Below are 16910 nucleotides of genomic sequence, written 5' to 3'. Positions count from 1 at the left end.
GTGTGATGAAAAAGTTTTTCAAGAAAGTCGGCGCATTCTTGCGTCAGACCTGGGTCTGGACCTTGCTGCTGGTGCTGTTCGTCGCGCTGCTGGTGTGGTTCGTCGGGCCGCTGCTGGCGGTCAATGACTACAAGTTCTGGGAAGGTTCGACCTCCCGCCTGCTGACCATCAGTGTGCTGTTCCTGATCTGGGGCCTGACCATGGTCTTCGTCAGCTGGCGCGCTGGCGTACGCAAGAAAGCCATCGAAGACACCGAAGACGGCCAGGATCGTATCCGCCGTGAAGAGCTGATCGACGAAGAGCAGAAAGAGCTTCGCGTACGCTTCAAGGACGCATTGAAAACCCTGAAGACCTCGAGCCTCTATCGCGGTCGCAGCGAACGCTGGCGCAGCGATTTGCCTTGGTACTTGCTGATCGGTCCGCAGGGCAGTGGCAAGACCAGCCTGCTGGACTTCTCGGGCCTTGAGTTTCCGATCAACAAGATCGACCGCAAACTGACCCGCGACACCCTCGGCACCCGTCATTGCGACTGGTATTTCGCCGACCACGGTGTGCTGATCGACACCGCCGGGCGTTACCTGACCCAGCCGGATGCCGAAGTCGATGGCAGCGCCTGGAGCACCTTGCTCGACCTGCTGCGCAAGCGTCGCCGCAACCGTCCGTTGAACGGCGTGCTGGTGACCATTCCGGTGGAAATGCTGCTGGGCAACACCGAGCAGGATCTCGATACCCTGGCTCGCCAGGTGCGTGCCCGTCTGCAAGACGTGCATCAGAAACTGCACGTCGATGTGCCGGTTTATCTGGTGCTGAGCAAGGCTGACAAGCTGCTCGGTTTCGACGAGTTCTTCGATCAGCTGACCCGTGAAGAAAGCGATCAGGTACTCGGTACCAGCTTCCGCAAAGAGCAGAGCGGCACCGACGTCGCCGTGCTGCGCGCCGAGTTCGAAGAGCTGCTGCGTCGCCTGAACAGCCAAGTGATCATGCGCATGCACCAGGAGCGCGACACCCAGCGCCGTGGTCGCATCCTCGACTTCCCGCATCAATTGGGGCAGATCGGCGAGCGCTTGTGCCTGTTCGTCGACATGGCGTTCACCGGCAACCGCTACCAGCGTGTCAGCCAGTTGCGCGGTTTCTACCTGACCAGCGCGCCGCACCTGACTCAAGAGATGGACCAGACCACCGCCGGCATCGGCGCCAATCTGGGCATGAACGCCGGCATGCTGCCGACCTTGCGCAGTGGGCGTTCGCGCTTCATTCACCATTTGCTTAGCCGCGTTATCTTCCCGGAAGCCGATCTGGCCGGTCTGGACAAGCGCGAGCGCAGCCGCATCCATTGGGGCCAACGTGCCCTGTACGTGGGCGCATTGGCGGCGCTGGCACTGTTCGGCATGCTGTGGGCGGGCGGATTCTCGGCCAACTACGAGCGTCTGGAAAACCTGCGTAACCTGGCTCAAAACTGGACTCAACAACGCTCGGCCCTGACCGCGCGTGATGATTCCATGGCGGTGCTCAAGACCCTCGACACCAGCTACGCGGCGACTCAGGTCTTCCCGAACAAAGGTGACGTGTCGTACCGCGAACGTGGTGGCCTGTACCAAGGCGAAGAGGTCAATCCGGTGGTCAAGGAGGCCTACGAGCGTGAGCTTGAAGCGCAACTGCTGCCGAAGGTTGCGACGCTGCTGGAAGGGCAGATCCGCGCCAACATGCAGGACCGCGAACGCTTGCTCAACAGCCTGCGTGCGTACTTGATGCTGAACATGAAGGATCGCCGCGACGGCCCGTGGCTCAAGGATTGGGTTGCCACAGAATGGTCCCAGCGTTACGCCGGCAACACGTCGGTGCAGAACGGTTTGAACACGCATTTCGAGCGTTTGCTGAAGCAGCCGTTTATCTACCCGCTGAACGATCAACTGGTGGCTCAGGCGCGTCAGGTGCTGCGCAGCGAGTCGCTGGCCAACGTGGTTTACCGGATGCTGCGCGAGCAGGCCCGCAACCTGCCGGAATACCGTTTGAGCCAACACATCGGCCCCCAAGCTTCACTGTTTGTCGGCACCGAATACGTGATCCCGGGTTTCTACACCCAACAGGGTTATCAGCAGTACTTCTCGGTTCAGGGCAGTGCGCTGGTCACCGATATCCTGCGTGACAACTGGGTGCTGGGCGAAGGCTCGGGCATCAGCGGCATGGACTTGCGTCGCCTGATGGTCGAACTGGAGCAACTGTACTTCCGCGACTACGCCAACTTCTGGAGTGAAGCGGTCGGCCAGGTTGCCTTGCCACCGATCAACGACGCCGGTGAAGGCGCCGAGCAACTGGCTGGCCTGACGTCCGCCAACTCACCCGTGCTGCAACTGCTGGTGGAAGTTCGCGAGAACACCCGTTTCCAAGTGATCGCCGACAGTGCTGACGAAGCTGCCGAGGCGGCTGACAAACTGGGCGAGAAGGGCGGTAAGCTCGGCAAACTCGCGGCGGCTGCGGCTGACAAAGCCGCAGACATGACCGCTCAAATTACAAAGCAGCTGCCCGACACCGCGAAGAAATCCCTGCAACGTCGCTTCGAACCGCTGCACCGTTTGCTGGACGACAACAACGGCCCGGCCGCTGATTTGACCCCGGCCCTGACGGCGCTCAACGACCTGCAACTGCAATTGGCGAGCCTCGCGCGTGCCAGTGCGCCGGAACAGGCTGCGTTCGAAATGGCCAAGACCCGCATGAGCGGCCAGCGTGATGCGCTGAGCAACTTGCGCAATGCCTCGAACCGTCTGCCGCGTCCGGTCAGCGTGTGGTTCAACGTCCTGGCTGAAGACACCTGGCGTCTGGTGCTGAACGATTCCTACCAGTACCTGAACCAGCGTTATCAGAGCGAGCTGTACAGCTTCTATGGCAAGGCGATCAACAAGCGTTACCCGTTCAGCGCCCACAGCACCAGCGATGTTGCGATCAGCGACTTCCGCGAGTTCTTCAAGGCCCAGGGCATCAACGATCGCTTTTTCGACACTTACATGCGTCCGTTTGTGAGTGGCGATCCAGGCAACTACCGTCTGCGCAGCATCGACGGTCACAGCATGCCGATCTCCAAGGTCTACCTCGACCAGATGGCTGCGGCCCAAGTAATTCGCCAGAGCTTCTTCTCGATCAACCCGGCCGAACCGCAAGTGCAATTCAAACTGGAGCCGTACACCCTCGACCCGGCCGTCAGCCGTTCCGAGTTCAAGTTTGGCGACAAGACCATCGAATACCGCCACGGCCCGATCGTGCCGGTGTCGTTCAAATGGCCGACCGATGCTGAAGACGGTCGCACCAGCCTGGTCCTCGACAAAATGGCCGGCCGCCCGATCGGCATCGAGAAGAACACCGGCCCATGGTCGCTGTTCCGTCTGTTCGACCTGATGCAGACCGAGTACCTGAGCGGTCGCGATGTGCTGGTACTGAAAGCTGATGTAGGCGGCCTGCGCGCCAACTACTTGCTGTCGAGCCAGCGCACACCGAACCCGTTCGACATGGGCGTGCTGCGTACCTTCCGTATGCCGGTGCAGCTCTGATGCTGGTTGCCAGTCCCTGGCGCAGCGCTGCGCGTACCGATCCGGGCAAGGTTCGGGCGCGCAACGAAGATGCTTTTCTCGACTGCCCGCAGCAGGGGCTGTGGGTGGTCGCGGACGGCATGGGCGGTCATCAGGGTGGCGACATTGCCAGCCAGTTGATCGTCGCCAGCCTGGCGGAATTGCCGGTGCAGGACGACTTCGACGAACGACTCAAAGGCATACGCCAGTGCCTGCACTGGCTCAACCGCCGCTTGGGTCAGGAGTTGACCGTCACGGCCGGGCGCCACGACAGCATCATGGGCAGCACCGTGGTGGCGCTGCTGGTGGAAGGTAATCGCGCGGCCTGCATCTGGGCCGGCGATAGCCGTTGCTACCTGTGGCGCGGCCAGCGTCTGTATCAGCTGTCCAAGGACCATTCTCTGCAACAGCAACTGATCGACGAGCAAAACATGAGCGTCGAGGACGCCCGTGCTCATCCTTCGGCTCATGCCCTGACCCGTGCGGTCGGGGCTGCCGATGTGCTGACGCTGGACGTGCTCGAACTCGAGGTTTACCCCGGCGATACGTTCCTGTTGTGCAGCGACGGTTTGTACCAAGGGCTCAGCACCGATGCCTTGGGCAACGCCCTGAGCCTGACCGCGCCGCACGTTGCGCTGGAGCGTCTGTTCGACGGCGCTCTGCGTGGCTCGGCCCGGGACAACTTGACTGCTGTGGTGATCCGAAAATGACTCAACTCATGCCGCCGCTCGACGACCTGCCGGTGACCGACGAGGAAGCCAATAACCTGACTTACTTTGCGTTTGCCAAGCCTCTAAACGGAAAGCCGCGTAAAGCAGAGCCAGCAACGGCGCCAACCAAGGCCAGCATCGGCGAAATGCCGGACGTACTCGCAGGCCGTTACCGCATCGAGCGTCTGCTCGGTGCAGGCGGCATGGGCGCGGTTTACCGCGCACGGGACTTGCTGAGCGAACAGTTCGGCGATCCCGACCCTTACATCGCGCTGAAAATCCTCAGCGAAGAATTTGCCGAATCGCCGGACGCCAGTGCCTTGCTCTACAGCGAGTTCGCCCTGACCCGACGACTGCGCCACGACAATGTGCTGCGTTTGCACAGCTTTGAAGTGGACACCGACTGCCAGCGCGCCTTCATCACCATGGAACTCATGCGTGGGCTGACCCTGGACAAATTACTCTGCGAGCGGCCGCTGGGCCTGCCGTGGAAAGAACTGCGCGACATCGCGCTGCCGCTGCTCGACGCGCTGGCCTTCGCCCACGCTCGCGGCGTGCTGCACGGTGACATGAAGCCAAGCAACGTGATGCTCAGCGAAGAAGGCGTGCGCCTGTTCGACTTCGGTCTGGGCCAGGCCGAGGAAGGCATCTTGCCCGGACTGCCACACCTGAGCCGCAACCGCTTCAACGCCTGGACCCCGGGCTACGCCGCGCCCGAACTGCTCGAAGGCCAACCGCTGTCGGCCAGTGCAGATGTCTACGGCGTGGCCTGCGTGCTCTACGAATTGGCCGGCGGCAAACACCCGTTCCGCCGCTTGCCCTCGACCGAGGCCCGCGATGGGCAACTGGAACGCGAGCTGCACGCCCCCAGGAATCTACCGAAACACTGCTGGCCAGCCCTGCGCAAAGCGCTGACCTTCAACGCGGCTGACCGCACCATCAGCGCCGCTCAATTACGTGCCGCTATGGGCGCCACATCGTCTTTGCTGCAACGCCTGCGACGTCGGGCGTAACGGATGACTACCGAACAGGGATCAAGCAATGTTCAACCCAGCTAACGAAACCCACTTCAGCCTGACCGTCGAAGACTACGTCGGCGACCTGCAAGTGCTGTCGTTCACCGGCACCGAAGGCATCAGCCAGCCGTATCGATTCGACCTCGAACTGGTCAGCGAAAACCCCGATCTGGACTTGGAAAAACTCCTGCATAAGCAGGCTTTTTTGGCGTTCGACCCACAGGGCAGCGGCATCCACGGCCAGATCTACCGCGTCGCCCAAGGTGACGCTGGCAAACGCCTGACGCGCTACAAAATCTCCCTGGTGCCGCAACTGCAATACCTGCACCACCGCACCAACCAGCGCATCTACCAGCAGATGTCCGCACCGAAAATCATCGCGCTGATCCTCGACGAGCACGGCATCAAAGGCAACGCCTACAACTTCCAGCTCAGCCAACCGTGCCCAGACCGCGACTACTGCGTGCAGTACGACGAAACCGACCTGCACTTTGTGCAGCGCCTGTGCGAAGAGGAAGGCATTCACTACCACTTCCAGCACAGCGAAAAAGCCCACCTGCTGGTGTTCGGCGACGACCAGACCTTGTTCCCCAAACTCGGCCAGCCCACGGCGTATGTGCAAGGCAGCGGCATGGTCGCCGATGAGCCGGTGATCAAAGGCTTTAAGTTACGCCTGGAAACCCGCACCGGCCGCGTCACCCGCCGCGACTACGACTTCGAAAAACCACGCCTGCAACTCGAGTCCGCCTACAAACCCGAGACGCAAAGCGACGCGCCGGACCTGGAAGACTACGACTACCCTGGCCGTTTTATCGACCGCGCACGCGGCAAGTTCCTCAGCCAACGCGCCCTCGAACGCCACCGTGCCGACTACCAACAAGCGGAAGGTAAAGGCGATCAGACGCGTTTGGTCAGCGGCCACTTCCTGGAACTCTCCGACCACCCGCGCACCGAGTGGAACGACCTCTGGCTGCTCACCGAAATCTTCCACGAAGGCAAACAGCCGCAAGTGCTCGAAGAGTCCGTGACCAGCGACACCACCGACGACAAAAACGACTTCCACCAGGGCTACCGCAACCGCTTCCTGGCCACCCCGTGGGACGTGTTCTACCGCCCGGCGCTGCAACACCCGAAACCCCGCGTCCTCGGCAGCCAAACGGCGATGGTCACCGGGCCTAAAGGTGAAGAGATTCACTGCGACCAGTACGGCCGCATCAAGGTGCAATTCCATTGGGACCGCGAAGGGTTGGCTGACGACAAAACCAGCTGCTGGATGCGCGTCTCTTCAAGTTGGGCTGGCGACCGTTATGGCGCCATCGCCATCCCGCGCATTGGTATGGAAGTGTTGGTGACCTTCCTTGAAGGGGATCCCGATCAGCCGTTGGTGACTGGGTGCCTGTATCACAAGGAAAACCTCGTTCCTTACGACCTGCCGGCGAACAAGACTCGCAGCGTGTTCAAAACCCTCAGTTCACCGGGGGGCGGCGGGTACAACGAACTGCGGATTGAAGACAAGAAGGGTGCGGAGCAGATCTACATTCATGCCCAGCGGGATTGGGATGAAAACATCGAGCACGACCAGAAGATACGCGTCGGCAATGAACGCCACGACACCGTCGAGAAGAACACTTACACCGAGCTGAAGGCGGAAGAGCATCGCACCACGATTGCGGATCGCAAGACTGAAGCGCGGATGGATGATCACCTGACGATTGGGCAGAACCAGCATGTGAAGCTGGGGACTGCGCAGCTGACTAGCGTTGGGAAAGAGATTCATCTGAAGGCTGGGGACAAGATTGTTATTGAGGCCGGGATGGAACTCACCGTGAAGGCGGGTGGGAGTTTTATCAAGCTCGACGCTGGCGGCATCACGGTTGTTGGGCCGGTGGTGAAAATTAATGCCGGTGGGTCTGCGGGGAGTGGGACCGGGATTGGCATCAAGCCACCGCGTCTGCCGGGCGCTGCGGATAAAGACATCGCCGGCGCGGTGCCGCCACAGGCGCTCGGCAATGCGCCGATGCCGCCACCGCCAGTCTGCAAGGAATGTCTGGCCCGGGCCAAACGTAACGCCCAAGCTCTGGCCGCGAGATAAAGGACGACTTTATGTACACAAGTAACGTGCACTGGCTCGACGAGTTATGGGTCAACGCCCAGCAACTGCAACACCAGCACCTCGACCTGCTGATCGACGCCACCAGCCTCGACTACCCGCTGCTGCAAGAACTGGCGGAGCAACCCGACGCGGCGAAACTGGCCAAACTGTTCGAAAATACCCCGGAAGTTGCCATCGCCGATTTCGGCCCGCTGCTGCTGCGCGTAGACAACGCCCAACGGCCCTGGCTGAAAACCTTCATCAGCGCCGTCGATTGCAACAAACACGTCGTCGCCCTGTTCAGCCCTTGGGCATTCGAAGCGCTGGCCGATCATCTGCGAGGCTTCCTCCAGGCGCAATGGAATCAGGGCCGCTCCGAAGGCGTTTTGCGTTACTACGACCCGCGCATGCTGCTGCCAGTCGCCGAAACCCTGACCCCCGCGCAAAGCAACGCCTTCCACGCCGCGGTGATTTCCTGGCACTGGCTCGACCGCGACCAACACCCACAAAGCCTGCCCGGCAACTACGTGCGCCACGCACCGACACCCGCCAGCGGCCCCGTCATGTTCGACCACCCGCAAGTGGCCAACCTGCTTGCCTGGACAGAGGCTGATGCCTACCGGGTTGATCGCTGCGCCGTGCCGCAGAACTATGGCTTGAGCCGTAATGAGAGCCTTATTCGTCATTTGTATAGAAGCCAATTGGCGGCGAATCAGAAGGGATTGAAAGAGCCGGAGGAGCGGGAGCCGTTTATTGAACAGTGGTTGGTGGAGAACTCGCCGTTTGTGATTGATGAGCCGGTGAGGGCGTTGATTTGATGAGCGGGGTTTCTTGTGGGCCGGTTGAGGTCGCGGGGGAGGCGATGTCTTCGTGGCGGGTTCGTGGCTGGATTTTGATGGTGTTGGTGGGGTGTCGTAGTGGGCCTGAAATGGTTGGTGCGCCTGTCTCCGGCTATAACCATACTCGCAGCAACATCAATCGATTCACCGTGAATGGCGCAGGAGGACCCATTATAGGGCCTTATCAAGGCGGGTTGAGCTCTCAAACCTGTAGTACCACGCTACTTCAAAGTTGGCACCCGGGGTTAAAAGCTATTGTTGAGTGGGAAAGTGATCCCGCCCCGCGGGCTGCTGTGACGCGTGATAAACACGGTCAATTGGAGCTTGGGGACTACAGTCGCCATGCTGCTAATTACACGCATTACAAAGCTATCGTCAATATTCCTAAGTATGACGACGAATTTTGTGCATTGCAGGTTCATTTTCTGCCTTGTAACAAAATTCATGTTTCTACGACGTGCTATACACCGGAACATAAGGACTATCCCGATCATGCTTATTTTCAAGTCAAGGAGTCGATGACATGCTCGGCTTTTTGATCAGGTCCGACTTTTTAAAAGAGATTATGTGTGTTGCCTGTCCCTGTAACTACCCGATGAACATGGAGGAGCCGAAGGTATGTTTATACTGAATAACATGGTTAAAAAAATATGCTGTTGCGCGGCAGTGATGCAAGCGGTTTTTTTACGAAATTCGTACTCGGGACTAGTAAGGATTAGCTTCGGGATGATAGGAAAGTCATTGGTTATTGTATGTAGCATGCTCAGTGCAAGCGCTTGCAGTGCTGGCCCTGAAATGGTGTCTGCACCGGTTAAAGGCTTCAATCATACATCCGCAGAAATTACGCGGTTCACTATTAATGGTGCTGGGGGGCCCCGAATTCCACCTAATCAAGGTGGGGGGAATGAAGTTTGCTGCGGCTTACTTCCCATGCAATGGAAGCCCGGGCTCCGAGCTATTATTGAATGGGACAAAGACCCAGACCCATATGGAAATGTAAAGCGAGATAAGTATGGTCAAATTGATAAGGAAGCCCTAGCTAGCCATTCCAATAGCTATTCTCACCATTCAGCGACCGTTGAAATTCCTAAATATGCTGAAGAACTGTGTGCATTGCAGGTTCACTTTCTTCCTTGTGACCAAGTAAGGGTGTCTACGACTTGTTACGGAGTCGGAAGTAAAAACTACCCAGATAAGGAATATTTTCAAGTCAAGGAGCCGGCATCATGTTCGAATCACTAATCGGAGATGCCTCTCCTCCGCCGGCTGGAGCATTGGTTGCTCCTAGGTTTCCAATTACACGTCGACTGCCAGTCGAACCAAGCCAGTTGGCGAAGAATATAAAGCAGCAAAAAGAAGATGAGCTGCGATTTGGTAGTCAACAACGTAAGCTCATTCAGGCGCAGGGAGGGGCAAATAGCGGATTGCCTTGCTGTAAAACTCTACACATCACACTGGCATTTGATGGCACCAACAACAACGACCACGCAGACGGCGCATCAACACCGAACTCGCGAAGTAACATTGCGCGGATTTTTCATGCAAGTTTGGGTGCCGAAACTGATATGCGGCAGGCTGGTTTTATGAAGTACTATTGCCCCGGAGTTGGAACGGTCTTTCCTGATGTTGAAGAGTATATTCCTGAACAGCAGGGATTAGTCGGGGCGCGAGGGGGAGAAAATCGAATTAATTGGGCCCTCACCCGATTACTAGATGCATTAAGACTAGGCATGGGAGAGGGAGGGCTACCCATTAATAAAACCAAGCTAATGCTTAAAGACATGGCGACGAATGGTTACGCAAATACCTTTGGCTTAGGTTTACTTGAGAGCGGAGAAAAAAAGCGCGAAATAACGTTACGGCAAGAAATTCAAGATCTTCAGAATAAATTGAAAGCTCGAGATGACTTTGGAGAGAAACCGCATATTTTGGCGATGCGGCTTTATGTATACGGGTTTTCTCGAGGGGCTGCCGAAGCCCGAACGTTTGTTAATTGGTTACAGACACTCGTTCGTTGCGAAAATGAAAGTGGTGGCGTTGAGTACCGTTTTGCGGGACTACCAATATCGATCAACTTTCTAGGCGTTTTCGACACCGTCGCCGCAGTAGGGCTTGCGGACAGTGTTCCATTTGCAGCTGGGCATATGGACTGGGCTGATGGCACTATGCGCCTTCCCGACGAAGCAGCATCCCTTTGTCAGAACACTGCGCTGCCCGATGATTGCTCTTATCTAAAGCGCTGCGTTCATTTGGTTTCTGGCCATGAGCAGCGAGCAAGCTTTCCATTGGATTCAATACGTCGCCGCCCCAAAACAGCGGATGGCAGTCGTGATAAAAGTAAGGCTTCAAGTTATCGACAAGGCACAGTTGAGTACATTTATCCAGGTGTTCATTCGGACGTAGGTGGCGGCTATCCACCCAACGACCAAGGGAAAGCAACCGCTGGATCAGACCATGTCTTATCCCAAATTTCTTTGCAGCACATGTACGCCGAAGCGTTCATGGCAGGCGCTCCATTGCTGGTTCCGAAGCCCGCACTGCAAGATGGGATTCACGACAAATGGAGAGCGATGCCCATAGATCTTGAGGGTGAGTTTTTAATCTCCGAAACCCTCATCAATCGATTCAACGCATGGCAGGCACAAGGCCAAAGTGGTCCGCTGGAAGAGATGATGAAGCGTGAGCACGCTCTAATCACTGGTTGGCGAATTGATCGATATGCAGGCGGTGTAGAGAAACAGTCGTTTTTTAAGAACGCGGCTCCGGATATGCCTGAGGCGAAAATTGATGCCTGGACGGCGCTTGAAAAACGGCACAACGCCGAAACAACTGCGGCTGCAGAGGGCAATCCAGTGCCAACATACACAGAGGAACAGGAAAAAGAGCATCAACTTAATATTCAAATTGTAGGTAAGGACAAGTATGAAAATGCGCACTGGGAAAAAGTGTTCGAACCACCGCTAGACCACCGGCAGTTGCTCGGTGCCGCAGCTGAATTCCGGCATGATTATCGAAGAGAGTGGGGCTTGGTCGGTGACGGTCATACGAGTGTGGCTGTAATCGATATGTTGCTTGGCGGTACGGTGTATCTGATCAACGAGGAGGACGAAGCCGAGGAGTATGCGTACCTTTACAAAGAAGGGACGGCTCGTTACGAAAAAATGTTCAGTTCACCGAACAAACCGAGAACAGGCCAGGAAGACCTCGTAGCACTCTTCGATGATCAGGTTCACGACTCTCGTGCTTGGTTTATGAACACTTCCGGCGTTGTGCCCCGTGAGCCCTTTACGGATTATTTCCGTATTCGTCTGGTGCATTTCGATAATGAGTCGAACAAACAATTGTCTCTGCTAGCCACAGCGGGTCGAGTAATTGGACTCGGTATTGCTGTCGCCAGTGTCGGCCTCAGCATCAAGAAAAAAGACCCTCGCATGCTGTTGGGTCTTTTCTTGCCGTCGTTAGCACTTCCAGTGCTCAGCGGCAAAGTAGGTGTGGGTATTTCAGAGTTGCCGAAAATCAGTGCCTTCGATCCGCTGACCGGGATTGCACTGCCAATGCTCGATAGCCTCGACTCGTTACGAGAGTTCACTAAAGAGCCTGGAGACATGGTTGCCAAAGTCGCAGCCTTGCCACCGCTGAAGCCATTGACTGCAGCCACCGCTAACACCCCGGCTCTGCAGAAAATCCTGGTAGCCCATCAGGCGCTTGAAGCAGTGGAAGCGGCTCGCAAGAAGGACGCTGGTGCTTTGGCCAGTATGGTGGCGAAAGCGGCTAACGATGAGGACAAGCCCGGTGGCTGGCTCGACTTGGTAGCCGATCAGGCCAGTAACTTGAAGTCGTCTGAAAAGAACGTGTAATTGCAAAAGGATAAAAAGGGCGACTCTGAAATGAGCCGCCCTTTTCGTGATTCGCCTACACCTTAGCGAAATGGGGCTAGCGAAACTGGTGCGAAATGGGAACGGATTTATTTTTTTGGGTTTATTTTTTTGCTGTAGCTGTTCGAAAACTGGTGATCGGTCCGTGGATCGAGGGTCAACTGTGATAACGAAGCTTAAGAGGTTCGCCGTAGCAGTGGCGAGCGTCGCTTTAGCGACGTCGATGGTTTCGGCTCATGCACAGGTAACCTGCAACCACGACAACTTTACCAATCCCGATTTGATCATCTGCGGCCAGCGAAGCTTCGAAAAAGTCGACGCAGTGTTGTGAGCAAAAGGGCAGATTTATTTATGGGAAAGGTTTATCCGTTATCTATCGATAAATAAATCCGTCCCCTTTTCTTTTCTCGTATATAAGAATTTTTATGGTTGTCTAATGAAAAAACTAAAATTTATTTCTGCCGGAGTGGCATTTGTTTCTCTACTGCTCAGTTCTTATACGTATTCTGCGGGCTTTGACTGTCGTAAAGCCTCGACAGAAATAGAGAAGAAGATCTGTGGCACACCGTCTTTGTCTATTTTGGATGAACAGCTAAGCGCAGTTTTCAAACCATTAAAAAATATACGTACGTTTCAAATTATTGAAACCGAATGGCTTGAGTCAGAGCGTAATACCTGTGAATCAACTGAGTGTTTGGAGGACGCTTACGATCAACAGATTCGCTTTTTAACAACGTTGCCGGAGGTTACTCCTGTTGCTGAAAAAGATATAAAGCTCCTGCCCGCGGACAAAATATATGCACAAAGTTCTCGCTCATGGAAAACCGTGGAGCTAGCGGGGCTTCCGAACGAGAAGGGTGTAGTAGAGCGTTTTCTCCTTTCCGCTGAAATGTTGTCAGGGAGGTTACATGTCATAGCTTTCGAGGGGCACTATGACGTCCCACTTTCTGCTTATAGAGGCAATCTGTATGAGTATGTTGATAGATACCCAATTGCACAACCAATCACTCACACAATAGCTAAAGATATCGGGTTCGATGGCGCGATAAACTTGGGGGGCAATGACGAGGGCAAAAGATTTGCCGGGATTTTAGATGGATCTTTTTACTATCGGCAACAAATAACTAGAAACCAGCAAAAAGGAATGGTTTACAAACTGGGGTCGGATGCACAGCCAACGGAAAGCAGTCTGCTATTTTCACAATGGTCAAATACCACTGAACATGCCATAGGCGGGGTACTCTTTGGGAGCACTGAGATGTTCGGGCCTGTGCAAGCGTATTACTCGCACACGCCCGCATACGAAACTGTTGCACCTATCGATAAACCGGAAGCGGGCTGGAATATCTCTAGTCCGATTTGGAGTAAGTCTCGCCCCATTTTCTATTTCAAGAACGGCGACGAAACAATCTGGCGTGCCAATATGTTGGATAAGACACTTACTAAAATTGTTAGTGCGGGTGATCAAGAGAGAATTCAAAACCCCACACCAATCGAAATTAATGGTCGCGAAGCTATCGTATATCTCGAGGACTATATTCTTAAGATTGCTCTCGCGCCAGATGAATGAGCGTTAATTTAGCTTGGCAATAAAATGGATATAGTCGTTTTTATGGGAGGCTGGTGTTTATATGGTTTCGTCAATGGCTAATCGCTTTTTGGTGATCGCTCTTTGTTCGCTGGTTAGTATTCTTTCTCCACTGGCGCCTGTCGTACTTGCGCAGGACGTTTGCGACGATATAGCTACAAGTTCTCAGAGTGAAAGATGTTCTGTGAGTTCGAAGTCATCCGCTGACTTACAGTTAAATATCAGCTACCAGCACCTCATGGTGCGGCTTGAGGGCGGCAATCAGACCGACCCCGTCGCTGCTGCTGGATATATGGCGAGGGTTAAAGAGTCTCAACGGGCTTGGATCAAGTTACGTGATACAGATTGCCTGCTCGATGCCTTCGGAACGGAGCCCGGCTCGTCTGCGTATGTGACGGCCGTGAACAATTGCGTTGCGAGTATGAGTCGCGACCGTTCCGTCTTTCTGGACAACATTGCGTCCGACAATGGGAGTGGCTCAGTGATTGGGCGTGGATCATGTCCGTCCCAGGAATTTGCTCAGTTTCTGCCAGCGTTTTCTGCCAACGCAGAGTCTCAGAAGCGCCTAACCGCACTGGCAGTGAAAATATTGGTGTTGAAACGGACCTCGGATCCTGGTCAATTTGAGCCGCAAATTACTGCTGAGCCAGGCGCTAGTTTGGCGTTTCCGTTGTTGGCTGCGATGGAAGGCAAGACTGAAGGGGTTGAGATCGAAACGGTCGACGACATTCACATGAACGTTGTGGATAAACGGGCCGGTAACAGCAACATCAAGATTTTTAACTTTGCTAAAAAGGCGTGCTGGGCGCTTGTGGGGATTGAGGATTGGTCGATCAGCGAGAAGGAGCTTGTCGCACCCGGTAGACCCGGAATGAGCCGTGCGGAGAACCTTTGTTATCAACGTGCTGAAGGCTTGGGTGGGTTAGGGTTTCTTGAGCGATACCGTCTGACTGGGGAGTTGATTGAAGCGTCCCTGGAAAACTATGTCTGTGCTGCGGAGTCGGGCGATCCACAGGCGAGTCTGTCGGCGGCAAGTTTGAGTCTTTCGCAGATGGCGCCTCAGTTGGAAACCAGCAAACTTGAGGCTTTGTTCAAAGCGGCATCGACGACAGCGAGCGGCGCTATGGGTTATGCCATGTATTTTTGTAGAGGTAATTCCACCGATTATAACGGTCCTTGTCTGCACCCCGAGGACGCAGAAAGGGAAGTTATTCGCGCGGTTTCCATGGGCTCCACAGATGCGATGAACTATCTGGGTTCTTCTTTTGAAAGTGGCCAGTTGGGAACGAAAGATCTGTCCCGGGCGTTGGCCTGTTATCAGTTGTCCGCTGAGAAAGGCCGCCCGCAGGGTAGCGACGGCGTGAAGCGCTTGGTTTTGCAAGGCTCAGACATAAAGGCCAGTCACTGCCTGTAAATTCTGCTGTGCAGATATAAACATTGAAGAAAGAAAAGGGGGCAGATTTATTTGTGAGACTAGGTATGGCCATAAATAAATCTGTCCCCATTTTTTCTTACGTCAACAAAAAATATGAATGGACTTCCTGTAAGAAGAGACGTTTTTACTAATGTGCAGGCTATTATTGCGGATTTTTTATATGTAAATGAAAATACTGGAGACGAACCCTTGCCAATGCCATCATTTGTAAAAAGGCAAAAAAAATGACTAAGATAGTACTGTTTTACCTATGGACTTCGTTTTTTTTTGTGCACGCAGGTGAGAGTTCAGTTGTACAAAGCAAAGGCTGCGTAATGGAGGTGAAAAATTTTCGTGGCGTTTCATTCTTTAAGACAACTGATGATATTTCATTTATTAACTATAAATATAAAGATGGTAGGAAGCAAAATATACGAATGAGCTGCGCAGCCATGAGTTTTGCAGACACAGTAGCTAGCGGATTTGTGCATGAGGCTGACGGATTAAAAATTGGTACAGGGGTGTACCCACTATCAAAAGCTAATCGTGTTTTTGGGACTAATTGGTCTGGATTGGAGGGGGTGTATTATTTCAATGCGTACTGTTTTACCGCAGTATTTGAAGCTGGAAGTGATCATGTGTTTATGATAGATACATGTGGCGATGAAGAAGATATTAAAGTGTTGAGAAAACGTATCCTATCATTGCTGAAAAGCTCAAAAACTTATCATGTTGAGTATGAGGATAATTAGGATAAATTGCAGTAGAAGGAGAAATGAAATAATGAAATTCATGTTCGCTTTTTCACTTTTTTTGTTTGCCTCATTAATCAGCGCAAATGAGGAAGTATATGATTTAAACCCGTTTTTTAAGGGGGCTAGCCAAGCGAAGTTTAGCGTAAGTGGTTCCGAGGGGGATCAAGTTTTACACGGTGAGTTAATTGTCAAAGGAAAAAAATCGATACCGCTTCCCGACGTGTGTGAACATGAAGGTACTGATCCGGAGTTATACGATGCTTATACCGTAAGTACGGGGGCGGACAAGTCGTACTTTGTCTTCACCTGTAAGTGGGTGGTAATGCACACGGGTATAAATCTAAGAGGGGTGGATTATATATCGTATGTTTATAGTGGCAGTGATATAGGTAAGTTAAATAATGTAAAAGATTTAGCGGATGATATTTCAGGATACGAGGGTAGCTTGGAGGAGGGAGGCAATGATTATTACTGGTATTCTACGAGGGGGTTGGCCTCAAGAAAATTAAAAGAGCTTGTTGGCGGAACAAAGTTGGACTCTTTAGAGTTGTCTCATGAAATTGTGTTGGCAAGACTAAAGGATATGGATTTTGATGCTATAAAGTCGTATTTAACTAAAGAGAAGTTTAAAGTGATTTTTGAAGTTGGTCCTCTCTCAAAATCAAACTCTAGGATTTATAATGATTTAGGTTTCGCATTGGGTGAGTCGGGCTTGAACGTAGAAGCGTACGATGTTCTATCCAAAGTAGAAGTGGTCGCTCCCGAACGCTTGGTGCTTAAGTTAAATATTGCAGACGTCCTATGGGATGAGGATAAGGAGAAGTCGATTAATTACTATCAGGCTTATATTGCGGCGATGAAAGCACAGAATAAAGAAAAGCTTATTCCGGTGAGGGCCATTGAAAGGTCCGCGAAGAATTAATACAGAAAAGGAGATAGATTTATTTTTGAGACTAGGTATGGCCATAAATAAATCTGTCCCAATTTTTTCTATGGTTACGCTACTTCTGACTGTCGTGACAACAGTGTTTGCTGGGAACCAAAGCGTAAAACCATCCTCC

Annotated in this window: 12 protein-coding genes; all 12 read left to right on the top strand. The window is 53.7% G+C overall.

Going from position 1 to position 16910, the window contains the following annotated elements:
- The first annotated feature begins 5 nt into the window (after positions 1-5).
- Positions 6-3542, top strand: coding sequence for a type VI secretion system membrane subunit TssM (gene tssM, locus ACA079_RS31830; RefSeq protein WP_497702096.1), 3537 nt, complete (start codon positions 6-8; stop codon positions 3540-3542).
- A complete protein-coding gene (locus ACA079_RS31825; protein WP_309675623.1) occupies positions 3542-4270 on the top strand; it encodes a PP2C family protein-serine/threonine phosphatase in 729 nt (242 codons plus the stop codon). Before tssM ends, ACA079_RS31825 begins: the two co-directional genes overlap by 1 nt.
- The gene (locus ACA079_RS31820) at positions 4267-5283 is read left to right on the top strand and encodes a serine/threonine-protein kinase (protein WP_497702095.1); all 1017 of its coding nucleotides are present in this window, start codon (positions 4267-4269) and stop codon (positions 5281-5283) included. The genes ACA079_RS31825 and ACA079_RS31820 overlap by 4 nt, the downstream gene beginning before the upstream one ends.
- 28 nt (positions 5284-5311) lie before the next feature.
- Positions 5312-7378, top strand: coding sequence for a type VI secretion system Vgr family protein (locus ACA079_RS31815; RefSeq protein ID WP_497702094.1), 2067 nt, complete (start codon positions 5312-5314; stop codon positions 7376-7378).
- An 11-nt stretch (positions 7379-7389) separates the two neighbouring features.
- The gene (tla1, locus tag ACA079_RS31810; RefSeq protein ID WP_497702093.1) at positions 7390-8196 is read left to right on the top strand and encodes a toxin Tle1 chaperone Tla1; all 807 of its coding nucleotides are present in this window, start codon (positions 7390-7392) and stop codon (positions 8194-8196) included.
- Positions 8196-8756: a Tli1a family immunity protein gene (gene tli1a / locus ACA079_RS31805; RefSeq protein ID WP_497702092.1), complete on the top strand. Its 561-nt coding sequence runs from the start codon at positions 8196-8198 to the stop codon at positions 8754-8756. Before tla1 ends, tli1a (ACA079_RS31805) begins: the two co-directional genes overlap by 1 nt.
- A gap of 79 nt (positions 8757-8835) precedes the next feature.
- Entirely contained in the window at positions 8836-9459 is a 624-nt protein-coding gene (gene tli1a, locus ACA079_RS31800; RefSeq protein WP_497702091.1) for a Tli1a family immunity protein, read from the top strand.
- Complete coding sequence (locus tag ACA079_RS31795) at positions 9444-12074, top strand: T6SS phospholipase effector Tle1-like catalytic domain-containing protein (protein WP_497702090.1); 2631 nt, start codon at positions 9444-9446, stop codon at positions 12072-12074. Before tli1a (ACA079_RS31800) ends, ACA079_RS31795 begins: the two co-directional genes overlap by 16 nt.
- 454 nt (positions 12075-12528) lie before the next feature.
- Positions 12529-13662, top strand: a complete 1134-nt coding sequence (locus tag ACA079_RS31790; RefSeq protein WP_497702089.1) for a lysozyme inhibitor LprI family protein — start codon at positions 12529-12531, stop codon at positions 13660-13662.
- A 73-nt stretch (positions 13663-13735) separates the two neighbouring features.
- Complete coding sequence (locus tag ACA079_RS31785; RefSeq protein WP_497702088.1) at positions 13736-15094, top strand: lysozyme inhibitor LprI family protein; 1359 nt, start codon at positions 13736-13738, stop codon at positions 15092-15094.
- 245 nt (positions 15095-15339) lie between these two features.
- On the top strand, positions 15340-15846 hold the full coding sequence (locus ACA079_RS31780; RefSeq protein WP_497702087.1) for a hypothetical protein: 507 nt from the start codon (positions 15340-15342) through the stop codon (positions 15844-15846).
- Positions 15847-15877: 31 nt separating this feature from the next.
- On the top strand, positions 15878-16771 hold the full coding sequence (locus tag ACA079_RS31775) for a hypothetical protein (protein WP_497702086.1): 894 nt from the start codon (positions 15878-15880) through the stop codon (positions 16769-16771).
- The last annotated feature ends 139 nt before the right edge of the window (positions 16772-16910 follow it).

The organism is Pseudomonas sp. LBUM1645 (assembly GCF_059716185.1).
Note: the sequence above shows the minus strand (reverse complement) of the source record. Positions and strands in the feature narration are given on the sequence as shown.

Excerpts from the sequence above, each read along its gene's own strand:
- ACA079_RS31790 (WP_497702089.1), top strand. The coding sequence starts at position 12,529 with ATGAAAAAACTAAAATTTATTTCTGCCGGAGTGGCATTTGTTTCTCTA.
- tla1 (WP_497702093.1), top strand. The coding sequence starts at position 7,390 with ATGTACACAAGTAACGTGCACTGGCTCGACGAGTTATGGGTCAACGCC.
- tli1a (WP_497702091.1), top strand. The coding sequence starts at position 8,836 with ATGTTTATACTGAATAACATGGTTAAAAAAATATGCTGTTGCGCGGCA.
- ACA079_RS31815 (WP_497702094.1), top strand. The coding sequence starts at position 5,312 with ATGTTCAACCCAGCTAACGAAACCCACTTCAGCCTGACCGTCGAAGAC.
- tssM (WP_497702096.1), top strand. The coding sequence starts at position 6 with ATGAAAAAGTTTTTCAAGAAAGTCGGCGCATTCTTGCGTCAGACCTGG.
- ACA079_RS31820 (WP_497702095.1), top strand. The coding sequence starts at position 4,267 with ATGACTCAACTCATGCCGCCGCTCGACGACCTGCCGGTGACCGACGAG.
- ACA079_RS31785 (WP_497702088.1), top strand. The coding sequence starts at position 13,736 with ATGGCTAATCGCTTTTTGGTGATCGCTCTTTGTTCGCTGGTTAGTATT.
- ACA079_RS31795 (WP_497702090.1), top strand. The coding sequence starts at position 9,444 with ATGTTCGAATCACTAATCGGAGATGCCTCTCCTCCGCCGGCTGGAGCA.
- ACA079_RS31825 (WP_309675623.1), top strand. The coding sequence starts at position 3,542 with ATGCTGGTTGCCAGTCCCTGGCGCAGCGCTGCGCGTACCGATCCGGGC.
- ACA079_RS31775 (WP_497702086.1), top strand. The coding sequence starts at position 15,878 with ATGAAATTCATGTTCGCTTTTTCACTTTTTTTGTTTGCCTCATTAATC.
- ACA079_RS31780 (WP_497702087.1), top strand. The coding sequence starts at position 15,340 with ATGACTAAGATAGTACTGTTTTACCTATGGACTTCGTTTTTTTTTGTG.
- tli1a (WP_497702092.1), top strand. The coding sequence starts at position 8,196 with ATGAGCGGGGTTTCTTGTGGGCCGGTTGAGGTCGCGGGGGAGGCGATG.